At 74.4% G+C, this 20,901-nt stretch carries 22 protein-coding genes, 1 tRNA gene and 1 pseudogene; 6 read left to right on the forward strand and 18 right to left on the reverse strand.

The window, feature by feature from the left end:
- Positions 1-17: 17 nt before the first annotated feature.
- From ACLQ20_RS01590 to ACLQ20_RS01600, 3 genes and pseudogenes are all read left to right on the forward strand, one after another.
- Positions 18-1,078 (forward strand): annotated as a pseudogene (locus ACLQ20_RS01590) (SGNH/GDSL hydrolase family protein); the annotation flags it as partial.
- Positions 1,067-1,870, forward strand: coding sequence for an SGNH/GDSL hydrolase family protein (locus tag ACLQ20_RS01595; protein ID WP_132233462.1), 804 nt, complete (start codon positions 1,067-1,069; stop codon positions 1,868-1,870). The pseudogene ACLQ20_RS01590 and the gene ACLQ20_RS01595, both read left to right, overlap by 12 nt.
- A gap of 93 nt (positions 1,871-1,963) precedes the next feature.
- Positions 1,964-3,226, forward strand: coding sequence for an acetyl-CoA C-acetyltransferase (locus ACLQ20_RS01600; RefSeq protein WP_132233460.1), 1,263 nt, complete (start codon positions 1,964-1,966; stop codon positions 3,224-3,226).
- A gap of 188 nt (positions 3,227-3,414) precedes the next feature.
- Here ACLQ20_RS01600 and ACLQ20_RS01605 read toward each other — a convergent pair whose 3' ends face one another.
- From ACLQ20_RS01605 to ACLQ20_RS01615, 3 genes are all read right to left on the reverse strand, one after another.
- Positions 3,415-3,735: a hypothetical protein gene (locus ACLQ20_RS01605; protein ID WP_425853946.1), complete on the reverse strand. Its 321-nt coding sequence runs from the start codon at positions 3,733-3,735 to the stop codon at positions 3,415-3,417.
- 535 nt (positions 3,736-4,270) lie between these two features.
- Complete coding sequence (locus ACLQ20_RS01610) at positions 4,271-5,086, reverse strand: Bax inhibitor-1/YccA family protein (protein WP_132233456.1); 816 nt, start codon at positions 5,084-5,086, stop codon at positions 4,271-4,273.
- A gap of 111 nt (positions 5,087-5,197) precedes the next feature.
- Positions 5,198-5,278 (reverse strand) — tRNA-Leu (locus tag ACLQ20_RS01615).
- Positions 5,279-5,380: 102 nt separating this feature from the next.
- On the opposite strand from ACLQ20_RS01615, the gene ACLQ20_RS01620 reads away from it, so the two are divergent.
- Positions 5,381-7,213, forward strand: a complete 1,833-nt coding sequence (locus ACLQ20_RS01620) for a hypothetical protein (RefSeq protein WP_425853947.1) — start codon at positions 5,381-5,383, stop codon at positions 7,211-7,213.
- 64 nt (positions 7,214-7,277) lie between these two features.
- Here the strand turns inward: ACLQ20_RS01620 and ACLQ20_RS01625 are convergent, their stop codons facing one another.
- The 12 genes from ACLQ20_RS01625 to ACLQ20_RS01680 form a co-directional block, all read right to left on the reverse strand.
- Complete coding sequence (locus tag ACLQ20_RS01625) at positions 7,278-8,609, reverse strand: NAD(P)/FAD-dependent oxidoreductase (RefSeq protein WP_151457019.1); 1,332 nt, start codon at positions 8,607-8,609, stop codon at positions 7,278-7,280.
- Positions 8,610-8,713: 104 nt separating this feature from the next.
- Complete coding sequence (locus ACLQ20_RS01630) at positions 8,714-9,274, reverse strand: hypothetical protein (protein WP_151457018.1); 561 nt, start codon at positions 9,272-9,274, stop codon at positions 8,714-8,716.
- Entirely contained in the window at positions 9,271-10,680 is a 1,410-nt protein-coding gene (locus ACLQ20_RS01635) for a DUF58 domain-containing protein (protein ID WP_425853948.1), read from the reverse strand. The genes ACLQ20_RS01630 and ACLQ20_RS01635 overlap by 4 nt, the downstream gene beginning before the upstream one ends.
- On the reverse strand, positions 10,680-11,678 hold the full coding sequence (locus ACLQ20_RS01640) for an AAA family ATPase (RefSeq protein WP_151457016.1): 999 nt from the start codon (positions 11,676-11,678) through the stop codon (positions 10,680-10,682). Before ACLQ20_RS01640 ends, ACLQ20_RS01635 begins: the two co-directional genes overlap by 1 nt.
- A complete protein-coding gene (locus ACLQ20_RS01645) occupies positions 11,678-12,262 on the reverse strand; it encodes a hypothetical protein (protein ID WP_327030510.1) in 585 nt (194 codons plus the stop codon). Before ACLQ20_RS01645 ends, ACLQ20_RS01640 begins: the two co-directional genes overlap by 1 nt.
- A gap of 64 nt (positions 12,263-12,326) precedes the next feature.
- Positions 12,327-13,070 (reverse strand): DUF4129 domain-containing protein, encoded by a 744-nt coding sequence (locus ACLQ20_RS01650; protein WP_425853949.1) that lies wholly within the window; start codon positions 13,068-13,070, stop codon positions 12,327-12,329.
- Positions 13,071-13,148: 78 nt separating this feature from the next.
- The gene (locus ACLQ20_RS01655) at positions 13,149-13,862 is read right to left on the reverse strand and encodes a uracil-DNA glycosylase (protein WP_425854234.1); all 714 of its coding nucleotides are present in this window, start codon (positions 13,860-13,862) and stop codon (positions 13,149-13,151) included.
- Positions 13,863-13,881: 19 nt separating this feature from the next.
- Positions 13,882-14,568, reverse strand: a complete 687-nt coding sequence (locus ACLQ20_RS01660) for a dienelactone hydrolase family protein (RefSeq protein WP_151457706.1) — start codon at positions 14,566-14,568, stop codon at positions 13,882-13,884.
- 199 nt (positions 14,569-14,767) lie between these two features.
- Positions 14,768-15,250 (reverse strand): LppU/SCO3897 family protein, encoded by a 483-nt coding sequence (locus ACLQ20_RS01665; protein ID WP_327030509.1) that lies wholly within the window; start codon positions 15,248-15,250, stop codon positions 14,768-14,770.
- A 117-nt stretch (positions 15,251-15,367) separates the two neighbouring features.
- Positions 15,368-16,402 carry an HAAS signaling domain-containing protein gene (locus ACLQ20_RS01670; RefSeq protein ID WP_425853950.1) on the reverse strand — a complete coding sequence of 345 codons (1,035 nt, stop codon included), beginning with the start codon at positions 16,400-16,402 and terminating at the stop codon, positions 15,368-15,370.
- The gene (locus ACLQ20_RS01675) at positions 16,399-16,731 is read right to left on the reverse strand and encodes a PadR family transcriptional regulator (RefSeq protein WP_089001967.1); all 333 of its coding nucleotides are present in this window, start codon (positions 16,729-16,731) and stop codon (positions 16,399-16,401) included. The genes ACLQ20_RS01670 and ACLQ20_RS01675 overlap by 4 nt, the downstream gene beginning before the upstream one ends.
- A 67-nt stretch (positions 16,732-16,798) precedes the next feature.
- Positions 16,799-17,098, reverse strand: a complete 300-nt coding sequence (locus ACLQ20_RS01680; protein ID WP_327030507.1) for a hypothetical protein — start codon at positions 17,096-17,098, stop codon at positions 16,799-16,801.
- A gap of 153 nt (positions 17,099-17,251) precedes the next feature.
- On the opposite strand from ACLQ20_RS01680, the gene ACLQ20_RS01685 reads away from it, so the two are divergent.
- Both ACLQ20_RS01685 and ACLQ20_RS01690 read left to right on the forward strand, forming a co-directional pair.
- Complete coding sequence (locus ACLQ20_RS01685; RefSeq protein ID WP_425853951.1) at positions 17,252-18,061, forward strand: helix-turn-helix domain-containing protein; 810 nt, start codon at positions 17,252-17,254, stop codon at positions 18,059-18,061.
- Positions 18,052-18,246: a DUF397 domain-containing protein gene (locus ACLQ20_RS01690; protein WP_425853952.1), complete on the forward strand. Its 195-nt coding sequence runs from the start codon at positions 18,052-18,054 to the stop codon at positions 18,244-18,246. The genes ACLQ20_RS01685 and ACLQ20_RS01690 overlap by 10 nt, the downstream gene beginning before the upstream one ends.
- A 37-nt stretch (positions 18,247-18,283) precedes the next feature.
- Here ACLQ20_RS01690 and ACLQ20_RS01695 read toward each other — a convergent pair whose 3' ends face one another.
- The 3 genes from ACLQ20_RS01695 to ACLQ20_RS01705 all read right to left on the reverse strand — a co-directional run bounded on the left by ACLQ20_RS01695 (position 18,284) and on the right by ACLQ20_RS01705 (position 20,701).
- Complete coding sequence (locus tag ACLQ20_RS01695) at positions 18,284-18,619, reverse strand: TetR-like C-terminal domain-containing protein (protein WP_327030503.1); 336 nt, start codon at positions 18,617-18,619, stop codon at positions 18,284-18,286.
- A 132-nt stretch (positions 18,620-18,751) separates the two neighbouring features.
- A complete protein-coding gene (locus ACLQ20_RS01700; RefSeq protein ID WP_425854236.1) occupies positions 18,752-19,681 on the reverse strand; it encodes an exopolyphosphatase in 930 nt (309 codons plus the stop codon).
- A gap of 27 nt (positions 19,682-19,708) precedes the next feature.
- Positions 19,709-20,701 carry an ArsR/SmtB family transcription factor gene (locus tag ACLQ20_RS01705; protein WP_425853953.1) on the reverse strand — a complete coding sequence of 331 codons (993 nt, stop codon included), beginning with the start codon at positions 20,699-20,701 and terminating at the stop codon, positions 19,709-19,711.
- Positions 20,702-20,901: the final 200 nt, after the last annotated feature.

Below are 20,901 nucleotides of genomic sequence, written 5' to 3' on the forward strand. Positions count from 1 at the left end.
CGCGATAATGTCGCTGTATGGGGGTCGCTGGTTCCGTCGTCCCGGTTGGTCAGCGCTGGCAGCGCGCCCGGCAGGTCGCCCGCCTCGCGGCGATCGGCACGGGCGCCACCGCCGCGGCCGTGGTGGCGACCGGCGGCGTGCTCCTCGGGCAGGCCCGGCAGGCCCGCCGCACGATCCCGATGGCCGAGGCGCCCCCGCCGCGCTGCGACGGCGTCTACGGCGCGAAGCTGCCCGGCCCGCCGGTCACCGTCGTCGTGCTCGGCGACTCGTCGGCCGCCGGCTACGGCGTGCACCGCCGCCGGGAGACGCCCGGCGCCCTGCTCGCCACCGGGCTGTCCCGCCGCCTGCAACGCCCCGTCCGGCTGCACCGCTTCGCCGTGGTGGGCGCCATCTCGGCGGTGCTGCGGCACCAGGTGGAGGCGGCGCTGGAGTGCCAGCCCGACGTCGCGGTGATCCTGATCGGCGGCAACGACGTGACCAACCGCGCACCGTTCGCCCTGGCGGTGCGCTACCTGGTCGACGCGGTCCGCACGCTGCGCGCGGCCGGCTGCGAGGTGGTCGTCGGCACCTGCCCCGACCTGGGCGCGATCCGGCCGATCCAGCCGCCGCTGCGGTGGCTGGCCCGGCACTGGAGCCGGCAGCTCGCCGCCGCCCAGACGGTGGCCGTGGTCGAGGCCGGCGGCTGGACGGTCTCCCTCGGCGACCTGCTCGGTCCCCGGTTCACGGCGGAGCCGACCCGGATGTTCGCCTGGGACCGTTTCCACCCCTCGGCGGAGGGCTACGCGATGGCCGCCGCCGCCCTGCTGCCGACCGTGCTGTCCGCGCTCGGTGCGGGGCAGGAACGCCGCCCGACCCTCGTCCGGGACGAGGGCGTGCGCTCGCTGCCGCAGGCCGCCCAGGAGGCGGCCCGCCACGCGGGCACCGAGGTCAGCGGCACCCGGGTCAGGGGGCGCGAGCGCGGCCCCGCCGGCCGGTGGGCGCAACTGCGCCGACGGGCCTTCTTCGGTGTCGGCGCGGCGCCGCAGCCCAGCCCCGCCGCCGACTCACCCACACTGGAGGGACTGGCATGAGCGAGCGCTTCATCCCCTCGGGGCTCGCCAATCGACTGGGCCGGGCGGCGACGCTCAGCCTCATCGCCGGCACGGTCGGCGGCGCCGCCGTCCTCGCCGGTCAGGCCTTCGCCGCCCGGCACCGCCGGTACGCCCAGCCGGAGCTGGCGCTCGCCCTGCGCGCCACGGTCGGGCGGGCCGACGCGCCGCCGCTGCGCCTGGTGCTGCTCGGCGACTCGTCCGCCCTCGGCGTCGGGGTCGGCCGCCTCGACGAGACCATCGGCGGGCAGCTGGCCAACCTGCTCGCCGAGGGCCCGAGCGGTCGCCGGGTGCACCTGTCCAGCGTCGGCGTCTCCGGCTCACGCTCGACCGACCTGGCCACCCAGGTGGCCCGGGCGCTGCTCGGCGAGCGCCCCGACGTGGCGGTGATCCTGATCGGGGCGAACGACGCCACCACCCTGCGTCGCCCGGTGGAGGCCGCCGCCTACCTCGGGGCGGCCGTGCACCGGCTCCGCGAGGCCCGGGTGGAGGTGGTCGTCGGCACGTGCCCCGACCTGGGCGCCGTACGCGCCATCGCGCCGCCGCTGCGCAACGTGGTCGGCTGGTCGGGGCGGCGGGTGGCCCGCGCCCAGGCGGCGGCGGTGCTCGACGCCGGCGGCACGGTGGTCGACCTGGCCACCGAGACCGGCGCCGTGTTCCGGGCCGACGCCGGGACGCTGTGCCACGACGGCTACCACCCCTCCGCCGACGGCTACCGGGTCTGGGCGCACGCCCTGCTGCCGGCCGTCGCCGCCGCCGCGGCGGTCGCCTCCCGGCAGTGACCCGCCGGCTGTCCCCGCTGTCCCGCCGGGCGTGACATTTCCCGGCCGGCGGGCAGCTTCCGCCCGAAGTTACCGACGGGTTAACGTTGGTTCATGCCGACTGAGTCGTCCCGCGACGCCGTCATCGTCGCCACCGCCCGCTCCCCCATCGGCCGGGCACACAAGGGTTCCCTGCGCGACGTCCGCCCGGACGACCTCGCCGCGACCATCGTGCGGGCCGCCCTGGACAAGGTTCCCCAGCTCGACCCGACCGAGATCGACGACCTCTACCTGGGGTGCGGTCTGCCCGGCGGCGAGCAGGGCTTCAACATGGCCCGGGTGGTCGCCACCCTGATGGGCCTGGACACCCTGCCCGGCGCGACGCTCACCCGCTACTGCGCGTCGTCGCTGCAGACCACCCGGATGGCGATGCACGCGATCCGGGCCGGCGAGGGCGACGTGTTCGTCTCCGCCGGCGTGGAGACCGTCTCCCGGTACGCCCGCGGCAACTCAGACGGGCTGCCGAAGGAGGCGCAGGCGCTGGTCGGCGGCGGCTGGGAGAACCCGCGCTTCGCCGCCGCGGCCGAGCGTTCCAAGGCCCGCGCGCAGGGCGGGGCCCCGGTCTGGACCGACCCGCGCGAGGCCGGCGAGCTGCCGGACATCTACCTGACCATGGGGCAGACCGCCGAGAACCTGGCCCAGGTGTACGACGTGACCCGCGCCGACATGGACGAGTTCGGCGTACGCAGCCAGAACCTCGCCGAGAAGGCCATCGCCGACGGCTTCTGGGCCCGGGAGATCACCCCGGTCACCACGCCGGACGGCACGGTGGTCGGCACCGACGACGGCCCGCGCGCCGGGGTCACCCTGGAGGGCGTCTCCGGGCTGAAGCCGGTGTTCCGTCCGGACGGTCGCATCACCGCCGGCAACTGCTGCCCGCTGAACGACGGCGCCGCCGCCGTGGTGATCATGAGCGCCCAGCGGGCCAGGGACCTCGGCATCACGCCGCTGGCCCGGATCGTCTCCACCGGCGTGACCGCCCTCTCGCCGGAGATCATGGGCCTCGGCCCGGTCGAGGCCACCCGGCAGGCGCTCAAGCGGGCCGGCATGACCATCGACGACGTCGACCTGGTGGAGATCAACGAGGCGTTCGCCGCGCAGGTGATCCCCTCGTACCGCCAGCTCGGCATTCCACTGGAGAAGCTGAACGTCGCCGGTGGCGCGATCGCCGTCGGGCACCCGTTCGGCATGACCGGTGCCCGGATCACCGGCACCCTGCTCAACGCCCTGGACTGGCACGACAAGACGATCGGCCTGGAGACCATGTGCGTGGGCGGCGGCCAGGGCATGGCCATGGTCGTCGAGCGCCTGAGCTGAGCGGACGGCGCCACCACGGGCTGCCCGGCCGGGCGCCGGGGTCGTCCCGAGCGGACCTCGCCGCCCGGCCGGAGCCCGGACGCGGTCGTCGGTCATGGTGAATTCCGGCGGGCTGTGGGTCGCCGTCACCCCTGGAGAGGGTCGCGGGTCGCCGTCACCCTTAGAGAGCGTCGCGGGTTGCCGTCGCCCTAGAGAACGTCGCGGGTCGCCGTCACCTCGGCGGCGGCCCGCGCCAGCACCTCCGGCGGCGCGGCGGCGGCGACCAGGTCGGCGGCCACCACCCGGAGCTGGTCGGGCAGCGCCAGGTCGTTGTCGAGCCGGGGCACCGTCCGCCGGGGTCCGCCCTCGACGTCGGCGGCCAGGTTGGCGATCTCCTGCACCAGCCGGTGCACGAGATCGGCGCGGGACACGTTGCCACCGGCGGCCGTGGCCGCCCAGCGGGGCTGCTGCCAGTGCCCGACCTGGCGCACCAACAACTCCACCGCCCGCCCCAACTCCCCACCACCCACACCCAAAGTCTACGAACCCCCGCCCCGCCTCCCCGCCCCGCACCCCGACCCCGCCCTGCCCGCCCGGGTCCTGCCTGCCCTGGCCCCGCCCTGGCCCCGCCCCGGCATGCCCTGGCCCCGCCCGGCCCCGCCCGGCCCCGGCCCGCCCTGCCCCGGCCCCGGCATGCCCCAGCCCAGCCCGCCCCAGCCCAGCCCGGTCCGGTCCGGTCCGGTCCGGTCCGGTCCGGTCCGGTCCGGTCCGTCGATCATGGACTTGTGGTGGGCGACTGAGGCGCTTTCGCCCCTTTCGCGGGGCACCACAACTGCATGATCGACGGCGAGAGGTGGGGGCAGGGCTGCGGGGCTGGAGGGTTGGGCGGGATCGGCGGCCAGGGTGGGGCGAGGGCCGGGCCCAGGGACGGTTCGCGCGGAGATCGGGGCGAGTGGGGGTGGGGGCGAGCGGGGGGAGCGAGCGAGGGGTGGGGCGGGCGGGGGTAGACGACGGCGCCCGCCCTCGCGGATGCGGGGGCGGGCGCCGGTCGGTCGCGGGCGACTGTCAGTCGTCGCCTTGGAAGTAGCTCAGCAGGCGCAGGATCTCGATGTAGAGCCAGACCAGGCTGACCAGGATGCCGAAGGCGGCGACCCAGGAGTAGCGCTGGGGCAGCCCCATCCGGACGCCGTCCTCGACCTCCTTGAAGCTGAGCACGAAGCTCAGCGAGGCGACCACGATGCAGACCAGGCTGAACCCGATCGCCAGCGGGCTGCCGTCGCGCAGGCCGGTGTTCACGCCGAAGAGCGCGAACACGAGGTTGATCAGCATGACGGCGAAGAGACCCGCCATCACGGCGATCATGCCCTTGACGAACTTCGGGGTGGCCCGGATGACCTTCGCCTTGTAGAGCATGGCCATCACGAAGAAGACACCGAACGTGGCGGTCACCGCCTGGACCACGATGCCGTCGTAGAGCGAGTTGAAGAACTTGCTGACCATGCCGACGAAGACGCCCTCGACGACGGCGTACGCGACGACCAGCGCCGGGTTCGCCATCCGGGAGAACGAGATGATCAGGCCGAGGACCAGGCCGACCACCGCCGCGCCGATCCAGGCCGCGCCGAGCAGCGCGTCGGGCACCAGCACCCAGGCGGCCGCGGCGGAGATGCCGAGGATGCCGAGGAGCGTGACGGTCTTGACCACCACGTCGTCGATCGACATGGTGTTGACGGTCGGCGGGGCCGCCGGGTAGCCGGCCTCCGTCGGGTACTGCTGTGGATAGCCGGGCTGTCCGTACGGCCCGGTCGGGGCGTACCCGGCGGAGCGCTCCCGCTCGGCCGCCTGGCCGAGCCGGGCGAGCACCGGGTTCGAAGTCTTCACTGTCAGGCCTCCCTCAGGGGGTCGTTGCACGTGAACGTGCACCCCCAAGAGTAAACGCCCAGGACAGTCCCGTGGAGATCGCCAAGCTGAGCGGAAGCTGAGAGTGCGGCGTGCCCGGGGCGGGGGTCGAACCCGCACGCCTTGCGGCAGCCGCTTTTAAGGCGGCCGTGTCTGCCGTTCCACCACCCGGGCGGGTGACACCGCGCGGGTCGACACGCGTGGTGCAGTGTCACGGTAGCGGGTCGGCGGCGACCCGGCGTACCCCGGCGGGCGGGTCGCACTAGGGTCGAGACCGTGAGCAGCGCAGCCCCCACGGCCCCCGACGCCGTCCCTGACCAGGCTGTCCTCGCCGTCGACCGGCCGTCCCGCCGGCTCCGGCCGGCGCGCCTGCTGACCGCCGTCCACCGTCGCCGGGCGGACGTCACCGTCGTGCTGCTCTTCGTGGCGCTGGCCGGCTGGCTCACCCACGGGCTCTGGCCCGACCCGGCGGCCCGGGTCCTGGCGCTCAACCCGGAGGACCAGGCCCTCTACGAGTGGTTCCTCGCCGTCGACTCGCGGGCGCTGCTCGGCGACTTCGACCTGCTCACCGGGCGGCTCAACGCGCCGGACGGGGTCAACCTGATGACCAACACCACGGTCATCGCGCTCGGGGTGCTCCTGGCCCCGGTGACCCTGTCGTTCGGCGCGCCGGTGACCTTCGCCCTGCTGGCCATGGCGAACCTGGCCGGCACCGCGATCGCCTGGTACCTGCTCTTCACCCGGGTCCTGCGCGCCCGCCGGCTCGCCGCCGCGCTCGGGGCGGCGCTCTGCGGGTTCGGCCCGGGGATGGTCTCGCAGTCCAACAGCCACCTGCACATGACCGCGCAGTGGCTGGTGCCGTTGATCGTCTGGCTGGTGGTCCGCATGCTGCGGGCCGCCGACCCGGCGGGCACCGCCGACGGGCCGGACCGCCGGCGGGTGGTCAGCTCGGCCGTCGGCCTGGCGGCGGCGGTCACCGCGCAGGTCTTCGTCGGCGAGGAGGTGCTCTTCCTCTGCGCGATCACGCTGCTGGTGATGGCGGTCACCTACGCGGTGGCGGACCGGAACCTGGCCCGCCGCGCCCTGCCCGGCTTCGCCGCCGGGATGATGCTCGCCGCCGGGCTGGCCCTGGTCGTACTGGCCTGGCCGCTGTGGTTCCAGTTCGCCGGCCCGCAGGGCGTCTCGGACGGCATGTTCAGCCCGCACTACTTCTCGGCGGACCTGCGCAGCTGGTGGACCGTCTCGCCGCTGTCGATCGCGGGCGGCGACGGGGCTGCCCGGCTGACCACCGGGCCGGCCGAGTACAACACCTTCCTCGGGCTGCCCCTGCTGCTGGTCGCCGCCGCCTACGCGCTCTGGCTGGGCCGTCGCCCGCTGGTCGCCGCGTGCGTGGTCGGCACGCTCGTCACGGGGGCGCTGTCGCTCGGTCCCCGGGTGGTCGTCGACGGCGAACGCACCGCCGTCCCGGGCCCGTACGCCCTGCTCTCGGGGCTGCCCGTGGTGGACGGTGCGCTGCCGATGCGGTTCGCCCTCGCGGTGCTCCCGCTCATCGCCACGCTGCTGGTGCTGGCGGTCGACCGGGCGCTGCGCGGCACCGGCCTGGCCCGCCGCCTGGTGCCGGCGGCGGTCGGCGTGGCGCTGCTGCCGCTGCTGCCGACCCCGCTGCCCACCGCCGAGCGCCCGCCGCTGCCCGAGTTCGTCACCGGCGGGCACTGGCGCCAGTGCGTCGAGCCGGGCGGAGTGCTGGTGCCGGTGCCGCTCGCCACGCCCAAGCAACCATGGCCGATGCGCTGGGCGACCGCCGCCGACGCGGCGTTCGGCATGCCGGAGGGCTTCTTCATCGGCCCTTACGGTCGCGGCGGCACGGCGGCGATGGGCACCTACGCGCAGCCCACGTCGGCCCTGCTGGCCGAGGTCGGCAGGCGCGGCGGGCAACCCGTCATCGGGGACGAACAGCGCCGGCAGGCCGCGGAGGACGCGGAGTTCTGGGGCGCCTCCTGCGTGGCGCTGGCCGACGGCACCCCGCACGCCGACAGCCTTCGCGGCACGCTGGAGCAGCTCTACGGCCCCGCCACCCGAATCGCCGACGCCTGGACCTGGCGCGTCTGACCCGCACCCGCTGAACGCGCGAAAAGCCCCTCCGCCGCAGGCGGAGAGGGCTTCGCGTGCTCCGTCAGGCGCGGCCGGCGCCGACCGGCTGGGACGCCTCGGCGAACTCCTCGCGCGGATCGTGCAGCTGGCCGAGGGCGACCACCTCGCGCTTCAGGAAGAACGCCAGCGACCAGTCGACCACGACCCGGACCTTGCGGTTCAACGACGGGATCCGGCTCATGTGGTACGTCCGGTGCATGAACCACGCCGGCCAGCCGGTCATCTTGATCCCGTACACCTGGGCCACGCCCTTGTGCAGGCCGAGGCTGGCGACGCTGCCGGCGTGCTTGTGCTTGTACTCCACCGGCTCCCGGCCACGGACGACGTTGACGATGTTGTCGGCCATCCGGGCGGCCTGGCGGACCGCGTGCTGGGCGCTCGGCGAGCAGTAGTTGCCCGGCTCCTTGGTCAGGTCCGGCACGGCCGCGCAGTCACCGGCGCTCCAGGCGCCGTCGACCACCCGGTCGCCGTCGACCACCTGGAGGGTCGGCAGGCAGGTGACCCGCCGCCGCTCGTCGCGGGGGAAGTCCGTCGCGTCCAGCATCGGCGACGGCTTCACGCCGGCCGTCCAGACGATGGTGTCGGAGCGGAAGCTGTCGCCGTCGGAGAGCTTCACCACCCCGTCGAGGCAGGACTCCAGGCGGGTGTCCAGCCGGATGTCCATGTTCCGCTTGAGCAGCTGCTGCACCGTGTAGGCGCCCATGTCCCGGTCGACCTCGGGCAGCACCCGCTGGGTCGCCTCGACCAGCACCCAGCGCATGTCCTCGGGCTTGAGCTCCGGGTAGTACTTCAGGGCGTCCCGGGCCATGTCCTCCATCTCGGCGAGCGCCTCGATGCCGGCGTACCCGCCGCCGACGAAGGTGAAGGTCAGCGCCGACCGGCGGACGGCCGGGTCCGGCGTGGCGGCGGCCACGTCGAGCCGGTCCAGCACGTGGTTGCGCAGGTAGATGGCCTCGCCGATGGTCTTGAAGCCGATGCCCTGCTCGTGCAGGCCGGGGATCGGCAGCGTCCGGGAGACCGAACCCGGGGCGACGACCACGTGGTCGTACGGGATCTCCCGGGTGGGGCCGCTGATGGGCTGCACCACGGCGGTCTTGCGGTGGTGGTCGATCCGGGTCACCGCGCCCGCCACCACCTTGCACCGCCGCAACTCCCGCCGCAGCGGCACCACGGAGTGCCGGGGCGAGATGTTGCCGGCCGCCGCCTCCGGCAGGAACGGCTGGTAGGTCATGTGGGGCTGAGGGTCCACCACGACGACCTCGGCCTCACGGGAACTGAGCTTCTTCGACAGGCGCAGGGCCGCGTAGAGACCGACGTGCCCGGCACCCACCACAAGGATCCGCTTCGGGTTCACGTCATCTATCTTTCCCCGCGCGGCCCGGCTAATCCCGCTCGCGCCCCTTCTCTGTGACGGAGCACAACCCCTGTGACCTGCATGACTACCCCGAAAAAGGGCTGTCACCTGCGGCGCAGCAGCCACCCCAGCAACGCCGCCACCGCCACCGCCACGAGCAGACCGACCACCGTCGCCGCCTGGTGTCCAGCGTCACCACCGAGCCTGCCGACCTCGACCAGCAGGACGCCGAGGACGAAGGTGGCCAGCAGCACCGCACCGGCCCGGGCCAGCCACCGCACGATCAGGTTCGGGTCGACCACCGCGTCGTACGGCAGCACGGCGGCCAGCGCGCAGAGGGTGTGGGTGAGGTAGAGCACCGCCGCCACGGCGAGCAGCCGCCAGAGGGCGATCGGCCGGCCGTACCCGTCGGTGGCCATCAGCCAGCCGCCGACCGTGACCAGCGCCGCGAAGGTCGGCCAGAGCCGGCGCGGCCCGACCGCCGGCAGGACCGCCACCGCCACGAGGGCGAGCAGCGGCCGCCCGAGCAGCACCTGCGACGGGTACGCGAGCAGCAGGCCGACCAGCACGGTGAGGAAGATGCCAGCGCGCACCAGCAGCGGCGTCAGGCTGATCCGGGCGGCGGCGTACCGCAACGCCCTGGCCCGTTCGGTGACCGCGCTCACCGGGCCACCCTCGGGGCGGTCGCCAGGCGGGCCACGTCCCGCAGCACCTCGTCGAGGCTGCCCGCGCCGGCCCACCGCACCACCGGCACGCCGTGCTCCCGCAGCTGCCCGATCATGGTGTCCCGGTCCAGCCGCCACAGCCGGTACGCCACCTCGGCCCAGCCCCGGTCCTTCGGCGGGGTGAGGTCCGCCGGCAGGGTGTCCACCGCGACCACGAACCGCCCGGAGCGGGCCAGCCGGGCCAGCATCTGCGCCGACCGCTCGTCGAGCAGCGGGGTGAGGACCACCACCAGCGCGTCCGCCGACAGCAACTGCGGCCCGAACACCTGGTCGTACGGCTCGTGCGGGGAGTGCTCCGCCCGCACCTCCAGCAGCCACTCCAGGACCGTGAGGTACTGCCGGCGGCCGGCGGCGGGACGCAGCCGGCGGGCGGCCGGGCCGTACTCGAGCATCGACACCCGGTCGCCCCGGTGCAGGTAGTGCTCGGCGATCGCGGCGGCGGCCCGGACTGTGGTGTCCAGCACGGAGGCGGCCCCGGACACCCCACCCGAACGGCCCGCCTCGGCGAGCACGTCGAGCAGCAGCACCACCTCGGCGTCGCGGTCGGAGAGGGTGGCCGCCACGTGCAGTTGCCGGGCCCGCAGCGACACCCGCCAGTCGACCCGGCGCAGCCGGTCGCCCGGGGCGAAGACCCGTACGCCGGCCAGTTCGCCGCCCTCGCCGGGCCGGCGCGAGTGGTGCGCGCCGACCAGGCCGGCGGCCCGGGGCATCGCCTCGACGGCGTCGAACGGCTCGGTCCTCGGGTAGACCCGCAACCGGGACGGCTCGGCGATCACGGCGCGGGAGACCAGCAGTCCCTGCGCGGCGGCCGCCCGGGCGCCCGCCGGGCCGATGGGGTGCCGGCCCCAGCGCAGCGCCGTGCCGGTCAGCTCCAGGTCCACGGCCGCCGCCGTCGGGACGGCGGTCACGAACGGCCGGTCGGCGACGGACGGGGCGACGGCCGAAGCCGCCCCGGACGCGGTGGTCGCCCCGGCGATCGTCACCTGCTGCACCCGCAGCCACGGCGAGACCCGGCTGCGCACCACCGCCACGTCGTAGTCGATCAGGTCCGGGTTGCCGACGGTGACCGTGCCGGTCAGCTCGCCGCCCTCGACCAGGTGCCCCTCGTCGGCGGAGATCCAGATCTGCGGCAGGGCGGTCGGCCGGCGGCGCAGCGCGTACGCGGTGCCCAGCGCGAACGGGGCGGCCAGCACGACCAGGTCCACCCGGCCGAGCAGCACCCCCGCGATCAGCAGCAGCCCGGTGAGGAGCACCGCCCGGCCGAGCGCCCACGTGGGCACCCAGCCGGTCGCGGGCTCCGGCTCCTGCGGCGGCGACTCGCGGGGCGACACGGCGGGCGCGACCATCAGTGCCCGGCGGCGTAGCTGGGCAGCGCGCCGCTGGCGGGGGCCGGGGTCGCCTCCAGCACCTCGCCGACCACGAAGGACGGATCGACGCGGCGCAGCCACATCTCGGGGCGCAACGTGATCCGGTGTGCCAGGGCGGGCGCCGCGACCTCCTTGACGTCCTCCGGGACGACGTAGTCGCGCCCGGCCATGACGGCCCGTACGCGGGACAGCAGCAGCAGCGCCAGCGAGCCGCGCGGCGAGGCGCCGACCAGCACCGACGGGTGTTCCCGGGTGGCGGCGGTCAGCGCGACGATGTAGCGGCCGACGGAGTCCTCCACGACCACGTCCTCCAGCGCGGCCTGCATGGCGCGCAGGGTCGCCGCGTCGACCACCGGCTTGATGTCCGCCTCCTCGCGGCGGCGGGACATCCGCCGGCGCAGCACCTCCCACTCCTCCTCGGCTTCGGGGTAGCCGAAGGAGACCCGGAGCAGGAACCGGTCGAGCTGCGCCTCCGGCAGCGGGTACGTGCCCTCGTACTCGATGGGGTTGGCGGTGGCCAGCACGTGGAACGGCTCGTCCAGCTTGTACGTCACGCCCTCCACCGAGACCTGCTTCTCCTGCATCGCCTCCAGCAGGGCCGACTGGGTCTTCGGCGGGGTCCGGTTGATCTCGTCGGCGAGGAGCAGGTTGGTGAAGACCGGCCCGGCCCGGAACGAGAAGTCGCCGCTGCGCTGGTCGTACAGGAACGAACCGGTCACGTCGGCGGGCAGCAGGTCGGGGGTGAACTGGAGCCGGCGGAAGTCCAGCCCGAGCGCCTGGGCGAAGGACCGCGCGGTCAGCGTCTTGCCGAGGCCCGGCAGGTCCTCCAGCAGCACGTGGCCGCCGGCCAGGATGCCGGCGAGCACCAGTTCCAGCGCGTCCCGCTTGCCGACGACGACCTGACCGACCGCCTCCAGCACCGACCGGGCGAGGGGGCCGACCTCGGCGGCGGGCATGCTGCGGTCCACGTCGTTCATCACAGTCTCTCCAGTTCGGCGACGATCGCCGCGAGGTTGCGCGGCGACGGGGTGCGGCGAGGCGGGGTCTCCAGGAACTTCCACAGCTGGTCACCCAGCAGCACCCGGGCCCGGGCCGGATCCGACTCGCGGGTCACGCCGTGCCGCTGGCTCAGCCGCTCGTCGGCCAACTCCCCGAGCCGGGGCAGGATCACGGTGGTGAAGCGTTCGGGCCGGGTGGCCGACCAGTCCAGCGGCAGTTCCCAGCCGTTGATCGCGGTGCGCAGCGCGTCCCTGGCGCCCCAGTTCCAGGTGCCGTCGTCGTCGGAGACGGGGGCCCGGCCGCCGCCGCGGGGCGGGGGCGGGGGCGTGAGGGCGGCGACGACGCGACGCACCACGAACAGCGCGACCACCCCGGCCACGAGGATCGGCAGCGAGACCCGCAGGCCCACCAGGCGCAGGCCGGCGACCAGCACGATCACGACGGCCGCGACGCCGGCCAGGGGACGGAGCACCCGACCGACCCGCCCGCCCCGCCGGGGCTCGGCGCGTGCCGGTCGCTCGTCCTCGACGCTCAGCAGGTCGTCGATGCTGGTGCTGCTCACGGCGTCACCTCGCCACGTCGGGCGGGCGCCGGCCGCGCCCCGGTCACGCCGGTGGGTGCCCCGGTCACGCCGGCACCTCCGTGTCGTCGGCGACCGCGACGGTCAACTCGCCGCGCAGCCGGCGCAGCGCCGCCCGGGCCTGGTCGCGGGTGCGCTCGTCGACCTCACGGGTGGCGTAGCGGGCCTCGCGGTAGACGTGGGCGAACTCGGCCAGCACGTCGGCGCTGGCGATGGCCGGGATGCCCACCGACGGGTCGCCCCGCAGCAGCCGGGTGACCAGGTCGGTGGGGGTGTCGCCGGCCAGCCGGGGCACGCCGGCCCCGGCGGCGGCCTGCTCCAGGCGCACCCAGCAGGCGATCACCGCCGTACGCGGATCGGTGTCGCGGTCGTCCAACTCCTCCAGGCCGGCGTCGAGGGCGGCGGCCACCTCGCGGGCGGTGCCCTCGGGTGTCCGCCGGGACCGCTGCGTTGGCAGCGCCCGGGTGGTGCGGCGTATCGCGCCCCGGACCAACGTCCAGGTGAGATAGCCGAAGACGACGAGGATCGCCAGCCCGAGCAGTACGATGGCGACGGTGGCGATCCACTGCGGGATCGACGCCTGGGTGGCCTGGCCGGCGTCCCTTGGTTCGACGGGGATCGACTCGGCCGGCTCGGCGCTCGGATATTCCGGCACGTACGGGATGCTGTCGGCGGCGGGCGGGATCCGGCTGGCGCCGATCGACGAGTGGGCGGACGAGAACGCGGCGACGGCCAGCAGGAGCACCACCGCCGCGACCGGCCACCACCTGCGCAGGGCGCTGAATTCCATCGAAGGCTACCTCCGGGTCGCCGGGGCGTGTCCCACGACTCGACGCGTTCCGTCCGTCATCGCCACCGCCCCCACGCCTCAGTCCGCCCCGGCCAGTTGCTTCGCCCGGGCGAACACATCGTCCAGCATCCCTGGTGTCAGCCGCCCGGTGAAGGTGTTCTGCTGGCTGACGTGGTAGCAGCCGAGCAGCGCCGGTGCGCCCGTGCCGGACCAGTGTGCCCCATGGCCGAACGCCGGTCGCGGGCTGGGCGGGCGCAGACCGTACACCTGGCGCAGCACCGGCCACCACGAGGCCCAGGCGAACGCTCCCAGCGCGACCACGACGCGCAGGGTGGGCCGGATCAGCGCCACCTCGCGGTGCAGCCACGGCGCGCACGTGTCCCGTTCCTCGGGGGTGGGCTTGTTGTCCGGCGGGGCGCAGCGCACGGCGGAAAAGATCCGCAGGTCGCGCAGGGTCAGCCCGTCGTCGGCGGCGACGCTGGTCGGCTGGTTGGCCAGCCCGGCCCGGTGCAACGCGGCGAACAGGACGTCGCCGGACCGGTCGCCGGTGAAGATGCGGCCCGTGCGGTTGCCGCCGTGCGCGGCGGGCGCCAGGCCGAGGATGGCGATGCGCGCGTCGGGGACGCCGAAGCCGGGCACCGGCCGGCCCCAGTACTCCTGGTCCCGGAAGGCCGCCCGGCGGACGCGGGCCACCTCCTCGCGCCACCGCACCAGCCGCGGGCAGGCGAAGCAGTCGCTGACGGCGGCGTCGAGGTCGGCCAGGCCGGTCGCCCGCGCGGCGCGGGCGACCACCTCGTCGGGCGTACGGGGCTCAGCCAAGCTTGGCCCGGAAGAGTTCGAGGGTGCGGGCCCAGGCGGTGGCGGCGGCGCGCTGGTCGAAGTTCTCCGGCCGGTCCTCGTTGAAGAAGGCGTGCGAGGTGCCGGGGTAGTCGTGGACCTGGCAGGTGCCGCCGGAGGTTTCGATGGCGCGGCGGACGGTGCGTACGCCGTCGGCGGCGGAGGTGCCGTCCTCTTCGGAGCAGTGGATGAGCGCCGCCTTGCCCGCGTAGTCGGGCCACTCGGGGCGCATCCCGTCCCACGGCAGCCGGGGGTAGAAGGCGGTGGTGGCGACGATCCGCTCGGACCGGGTCGCCGCCCAGAGGGCCAGGCTCGCCCCGGCGCAGAAGCCCGCACAGCCCACCTTGCCGGCGACCTCGGGCCGGCTGGCGAGGTAGTCGGCCGCGCCGGCGATGTCCGCCGCCGCCTCGTCCATCTGCTGGCTGTTCAGCATCTGCCGGGGCTCACTCGGCTTGCTGGCCGGGCCGCCGTGGCGGAAGTCCGGGGCGAGGGCGACGAAACCGGCCTCGGCGAAGCGGTCCACGACCGCCCGGACGTGCGGCACCAGGCCCCACCAGTCCTGGATGACGATGACCGCAGGGCTGGTCGCACCGCCGGAGGGTATCGCGAGATACCCCTCGCTCGTCCCCCCGTTGCCGCGGTAGCTCACCATCTCGCCCATCGGCCGTCCTCCTAGCGGTCAGTCATCGTTGGCTGGTCGCACAGTGTTGCTACGTGTCGGTAGCCTGCCACGCCGTGAGCGCCCCGGGGAAGACGCCGGAACAGTGGCATACACCTCCTGTCTACGCCCTAGCCACGGACGCCGACGGCGGCGCGGACGATGTCCGCGCCGCCGTCGGCGGTCCTGTCGTGCCGGGGGATCAGGCCTTCTTCGTCAGGCACAGCAGGTAGCCGGTCTTGCCCGGCTCGATGCTGTAGTAGACGTAGCCCTCCTGGCCCTCCTTGATGTACTGCCCGCACGCCTCGCCGGAGCGGGCCTGCGCCTGGGTCTGCCCGTCGACGCGGCCGACCACGTTGTAGACGGCGTCGGTGGAGGTGCACTCGACGACCTTCGCGCCGTCGACCTTCTCCTCCTTGGTGCCGGTCACCTCGGGCAGCTCGGCGATGCAGTCGCCGACCTTGGCCTCAGCGGTCTCGTCCTTGTTGAAGAAGTTGCCGATCGCCGAGCCGATGCCGAACTTGAGGCCCGCGACGACCAGGAACACGACGATCGCGCCCACGATGCCGAGCAGCTTCTTGGAACCGGACTTCTCGGCCTGGGGCTCCGCCGGGGGCGGCGCCTGGACGGCCGACGGGGGCTGGGCGGCGTCCGGCGCGGGGGGCGGTGCGACCTGCTCTGACACGCGTTTTCCTTCCGGGGGGTGAGTGAGCAGACGACACCGTAGCGACCGGGACCGACAGCCGTTGCCCCGCTGGACTCATCCGTTCAGCTATTTCCCAGCTTCATTCCATGATCCTGTTCACGTCCGACTCGGCGCGGGGGTGCCGGCCGGCATGCCCGTCGATGCGGGCGCGGGGGTCGAGGTGCCGGTCGGCGTGGGCGTCGGGGTCGGGTTGCCGCCCGGTGCGGGCGCGGCCTCCGAGGGGGCGGGTACGGACAGCCCCGGCGGGTTCAGCAGAGGCGGGGTGCTCGCGCCCGGCCGGGGCCCGAACGGCGCCAACTCCGGGCAGTACGGGTACGGGCGCAGCAGCGCGTTGGCCAGGTTCAGGTCCGGCGGGTTCGGGCACATCGGACGACCGAGCCGGATCGGGTCGCCGTTCTGGTCGAAGAGCCGGGCGTTCTCCACCAGCTGGCCCTGCCGGTCGTAGACGAAAACGTCGCGGATGTGGTCGTACCGGCCGTCGATCGAGATCTGCTCGTAGTCGAGGTCGCCGCTGCCGACCCGGTCGTTCATGTCCGCCAGGCCGACCAGCCCGAAGATCACCAGCACCGCCGTGCCGACGTGCAGCACCCGCCGCTTGGGCCGGGTCAGGCCCGGCGTGTGGTGGCCGAGCCAGATCGAGGCGAGCACGCTGCCGGCGAGCAGCACCAGGCCGGCCAGCAGGCTGCCGTTGAGCTCGGGCAGCACACCGAACGTGTCGCCGGTCGTGACCACCGTGACGAGCATGGCGGCCAGGTAGCCCCGCAGCACCCACCACGCCGGCCGGAGCAACCGGAGGAACTCGCTCGCTGAGGCGTACCCGAGGGGTGGTCCAAGCTGGACGTCCCAGCGGTGCGCCCGGGCGCGGAGCCGGTCCACGGCGACACCGAGGCGACGGTTGCGGCGCCCGCCGCCGCTGGTGGCGCCGACCCCGGCCGCGACGCGCAGCTCGGCCGCGTACGCCTCGGGCTCGCCGAGCCGGTCGACCAGCGAGCCGCCGGCCTCGGCGGCGACCTCGGCGAGGTGCTCCGGCAGGTCCTCGGTCAACTCGTCGCGCTGCGCCGGCGGCAGGTCGGCCAGCGCGGCCCGGACCCGTGCGGCGTAGTCCGCGATCTCCTGCTCCGTGACGGTCATGCCGCCATCCCCCGATCGTCGAGCAGTGCGTCCATGGTGGTGGCGAACGAGCGCCAGAGCTTGCCGGAGCGGGTGAGCTGGTCCCGGCCGGCGGCGTTGAGGGAGTAGTACTTGCGGTGCGGGCCGGATTCGCTCGGCACGACGTAGGTGGTCAGCAGGCCGGCGGCGTAGAGCCGGCGCAGCGTGCCGTAGACCGAGGCGTCGCCGACCTCCTCCAACCCGGCGTCGCGCAGCCGGCGCAGGATGTCGTAGCCGTAGCCGTCCTCCTCGCGGAGCACGGCGAGGACCGCGAGATCCAGCACGCCCTTCAGCAGTTGTGTGGTGTCCACGCATTGCACACTAGTGCGCAATGCACAGTAGCGTCAACGACATCGGGCACGAGGAACGGATGCCGGATCAGGCCGCGCGGCGGGCCGCGTCGTCCGCGGTCCGCAGCAGATCCCGGAGTACGTGCACCAACGCGCGAGCCTGCGCGAGGTCGATCGGCCAACGCTCCGGCTCGTCGCCGGCGGACAGCTCCAGCAGCACTCCGGACGGGCGCAACCGCCCGACGTCCATCAGCCAGAGCCCGGCGCGCACCTGGATCACCTCGTCACCGCGGGGCGCCACGGGCCGCAGGCGGGACAGGTGCAGCGCGCTGGCTCCGCAGCCGCTCTCGGGTACGCACCACGCCGGGTGGGGGCCTCGGATCGCCACGTCGTCGCTCCTCGCTCGCGCTGTGAGGGCACTGTGGGCCCACGCCGGTTCCCATTCTCGTTACCGTCCGACTACGGTCGGAAGTCACGCGCGGGGCACCGCCCGACGGTGGTCGGCGCGGCCCGTCACGTGAGGCCAGGTGAGCGAGGTGTGATGACCGGATCGCAACTGTCGGCGTTGGATCTGCTGGCCGGCGAGCTGCGGCGGCTGCGCGCCGAGCGTGGGCTCAGCCAGGAGGAGCTGGCCCGGCGGATCAACTACTCCGGCTCGCTGGTCGGCATGGTCGAGATCGGCCGGCGTACGCCCTCGCTCGACTTCGTCCGCCGGGCGGACGAGGCGCTCGACAGCGGCGGCCTGCTCGGGCGGATCCTGCCGCTGGTCAGCCTGGAGACCGCGCCGGCCTGGTTCCGGCCGTGGGTGGCCGTCGAACAGGAGGCAGCCACGCTGTGGTGGTTCGAGATCTCGGTCCTGCCCGGCCTCCTCCAGACCGAGGCGTACGCCCACGCGGTCCTCAGCGGCGGTGGCCTTCATCCTCCGGAACAGATCGAGCAGCGGGTGTCCGCACGACTCCAGCGGCAACAGATCCTCGATCGCGCCCAGCCGCCGCAACTGGTCGTGGTTCTCGACGAGGGCATCCTGCGTCGGCCGGTGGCCGACCAGTTCGGGGTGATGCGGGAGCAGCTCGACCATCTGATCTCACTGGCCACACGTCCGCATGTGCACCTGCACATCGTTCCGACAGAGGTCGGTGTCTACCCGGGCCTTGCCGGGCCGTTCATCCTCGCCGGCTACGCCGAAGGGGGCTGGGTGGCGCATCTCGACAGCCCGCTGCGCGCCCAGGTGCTGGATCGCGCCGAGGAGATTGCCAGCCTGCACCGCAGGTGGGAAAGTGTCCGCTCGGAGGCGCTGCCCCGACGGCAGTCGCTGGTGCTGATGCAGGAAGTGGCGAAGACATGGAGTTGACCGGCGCCCGGTGGCGCAAGTCCACGCGCAGCGACAACGGCGGCGCCTCGTGCGTGGAGGTCGCCGACAACCTGCCCGGCGTGGTGCTCGTACGCGACAGCAAGGACCGCTCGGGCCCGGCGCTCTCCTTCGACCCGGCCGCCTGGTCCCGCTTCGTCACCGGGATCGCCCGGCCCGGCGCCTGACCCACGACGTCGACCGCCCGTCCTCACGGCGGCACGCTCACGACCAGCGGTCGAGGACCCGGTCGACCAGTTCGCGCAGCCGGTCGCGGGAGTACGGCCCGAGGTGCAGGAGATGCCGGTAGTAGACCGGGCCGTACAACAGCTCGACGATCAACTGCAGGTCCGCGTCGACGGGCAGTTGACCCTGCTGCTGGGCCCGCGCGAGCCGCTGCTTCGCGACCGCGACCCTGGGGCCGACCAGTTGCTCGGTCAGGGCCGCCGCGAGCCCGGCGTCGTGCTGTGACTCCGCGATGAGCCTGTGCGGCAGGTCTACGCGGACCTGGCCGCCGGCCACCCGACGGAACCGGACTTCGGCACCGCCGAACGCACCCACCGGCTCATCGACGCCATCGCCCGCTCCGCCGCGACGGGCACGCGGCAACGGCTCCGCTGACCCTTCGGGGTCCGCCACAGGCGGCACCCCATGCCCGTGGCGACAGCGGGCGTGGGGAACGGACGCCGAGGCCTACACGAGGCTCCAGGCGATGCCGTCGAGGATGTCGTGCTCGGAGGCGACCACCGAGTCCATCCCCGCCCGTTCCATGATCACCCGGAGCACCAGGGCGCCCGCCCCGATCACGTCCGCGCGGCCCGGGTGCATGACCGGGATCGCCAGCCGCTGCTCCCGGCTCTTGCCGAGCAGGTCGGCGGTTGTCGCGGCCACCGCGTCGTACGACACCCGGGCGTGGTGGATGCGGCTCGGGTCGTACTCCTGGAGGCCCTGGGCGATCGCGACCACGGTGGTGACCGACCCGGCGAGCCCGACCAGCGTGGCGGCCTGCCGGCCCGGCACGGCCTCCAGCGCGCGGTCCACCGCTGCCGCGATGTCGGCCTGCGCGGCGGCGACCTCGTCCAGCCCCGGCGGGTCGCCGTGCAGGTGCCGCTCGGTCATCCGGACGCAGCCGATGTCCATCGAGATGGCCGCCTCGACGCCGCCCGCGCGGGTGCCGACGACGAACTCGGTCGAGCCGCCGCCGATGTCGACGACCAGGTACGGCTCGCGCGCGTCGGCGGGCAGCCCGCGCACCGCGCCCGTGAAGGAGAGCCGCGCCTCCTCGTCGCCGGTCACCACCTCGGGCGCGACCCCGAGGGTCCGCTCGACCATCTCCCGGAACTCGGCGGCGTTGGTGGCGTCCCGGGACGCCGAGGTGGCGCACATCCGGACCCGCTCCGCGCCCAGCTTCTCGATCTCGGCGGCGTACGAGGCCAGCGCGACCCGCGTGCGTTCGATCGCCTCCGGGGCCAGCCGCCCCGTCTTGTCGACGCCCTGGCCGAGGCGCACGATCTGCATCCGTCGGCTCAGGTCGGCCAGCGGAGCCTCCGGACCCGCCGAGGCGTCCGGCAGGTCGGCGACCAGCAGTCGGATCGAGTTGGTCCCGCAGTCGATGGCGGCCACACGCGTCGTCACGGCAGCAACCCTACGTCAGGCGCGCTCAGGTGACCCGGCGTAGCCCGCGTCCAGCAGTTCGGTGCCGAGCGGCGTCAACCGGTGCAGCACCGCGCCGCCGTCCCGGACGCTGGCGACCAGCCCCGCCGCCCGCAACGCCCCCGCGTGCTCGGACGCCGAGGAGGTGCTGATTCCGACGGCCCGGCCGAGCGCCGTGGTGGTGTGCCGGCCGGGGCCGGCGAGGCGGCGCAGCACCGCCGCCCGGGTCGCCCCCAGCAGGCGGCCCAGCGGATCGGGGGTGGTGGCCCTCATCAGGCGCGGCATCGGCGCGGGGTACACCACCAGCACCGGCCGACCGGGCTCCACCAGCACCCGGGGATGCGGGCCGGCCAGCGGCGAGGGCAGCAGGAGCAGGCCGTGGCCGGTGCCGGACAGCGAGGCGCTCCACCAGGTCCGCACCGTCAGCGTCGGCGCCTGCCATCGGATCGCCGGGTGCAGCGCGTTCAGCAGCCCGTCCAACCCGTGCGTGGCGAGTTGCGCGGTCGCCCCCGCCACGTGGTGCCGGTGCGCCTCCGTCAGGTCGGCCCAGTGCGGCGCGAGCACCGCGTCGTGCCAGGTGCCCAGGGCCCGGCCGAACAGGTCCATCGTCTCCCCGTCGGCCTCGGCGAACCGCCTGCGCAGCGGCGTCGCGGGCAACTGCGCGTACGCGGCGGTGACCTCCGCCCGGATGCGCCCGACGGGGGCTGCCCGGATCGCCTCCAGACCGGCGACGACCGATTCGAGGCCGTCCAGCGGGGTGAGGAAGTCGGGCAGGCGCCCGCGCGCGGGAAGCAGGTGCCGCAGCACGGAGGCGGCGGACCGGACCGGACCCGACGCGGAGGCCGCGTCCGCCGCGGGGCCCGGCGTCATCCGGGCCGTGTCCGCGTCGTGCAGCGCCTGGCAGGCCAGCAGGGACATGCCGACCGGGTGCAGGCGGTCGGCGAAGCGGACCCGGCACAGGTCCGCCAGTCCCAGGCGGAGACGGAGCATGCCAGCAGACTGCCGCTCTTCGGCCTGGACCGAAAGGGTTGCCCCGTTCAGGCGGGGCCATCCAGTGTGGACCGGGGTCACGGAGGGGGCGGGGCGTGCGACGGACGGTGGCAGTGCTGACGGGGTGCTCTTCGCCGTCGTCGCCACGGCGTGCGGTGGGGACCGGGGTCAGTCCCGGGTCACGCCGGCCCCGTCGCCTT

This window comes from Micromonospora sp. DT46, from assembly GCF_049841735.1.
Classification (GTDB): domain Bacteria; phylum Actinomycetota; class Actinomycetes; order Mycobacteriales; family Micromonosporaceae; genus Micromonospora; species Micromonospora reichwaldensis.

Bases quoted from the DNA above. Each gene is read 5' to 3' on its own strand.
- ACLQ20_RS01660 (WP_151457706.1), bottom strand. From the start codon at position 14,568: ATGGGCGAGATGGTGAGCTACCGCGGCAACGGGGGGACGAGCGAGGGG.
- ACLQ20_RS01685 (WP_425853951.1), top strand. From the start codon at position 17,252: ATGACCGGATCGCAACTGTCGGCGTTGGATCTGCTGGCCGGCGAGCTG.
- ACLQ20_RS01650 (WP_425853949.1), bottom strand. From the start codon at position 13,070: ATGGAATTCAGCGCCCTGCGCAGGTGGTGGCCGGTCGCGGCGGTGGTG.
- ACLQ20_RS01705 (WP_425853953.1), bottom strand. From the start codon at position 20,701: ATGCTCCGTCTCCGCCTGGGACTGGCGGACCTGTGCCGGGTCCGCTTC.
- ACLQ20_RS01600 (WP_132233460.1), top strand. From the start codon at position 1,964: ATGCCGACTGAGTCGTCCCGCGACGCCGTCATCGTCGCCACCGCCCGC.
- ACLQ20_RS01635 (WP_425853948.1), bottom strand. From the start codon at position 10,680: ATGGTCGCGCCCGCCGTGTCGCCCCGCGAGTCGCCGCCGCAGGAGCCG.
- ACLQ20_RS01670 (WP_425853950.1), bottom strand. From the start codon at position 16,402: ATGACCGTCACGGAGCAGGAGATCGCGGACTACGCCGCACGGGTCCGG.
- ACLQ20_RS01640 (WP_151457016.1), bottom strand. From the start codon at position 11,678: ATGAACGACGTGGACCGCAGCATGCCCGCCGCCGAGGTCGGCCCCCTC.
- ACLQ20_RS01595 (WP_132233462.1), top strand. From the start codon at position 1,067: ATGAGCGAGCGCTTCATCCCCTCGGGGCTCGCCAATCGACTGGGCCGG.
- ACLQ20_RS01690 (WP_425853952.1), top strand. From the start codon at position 18,052: ATGGAGTTGACCGGCGCCCGGTGGCGCAAGTCCACGCGCAGCGACAAC.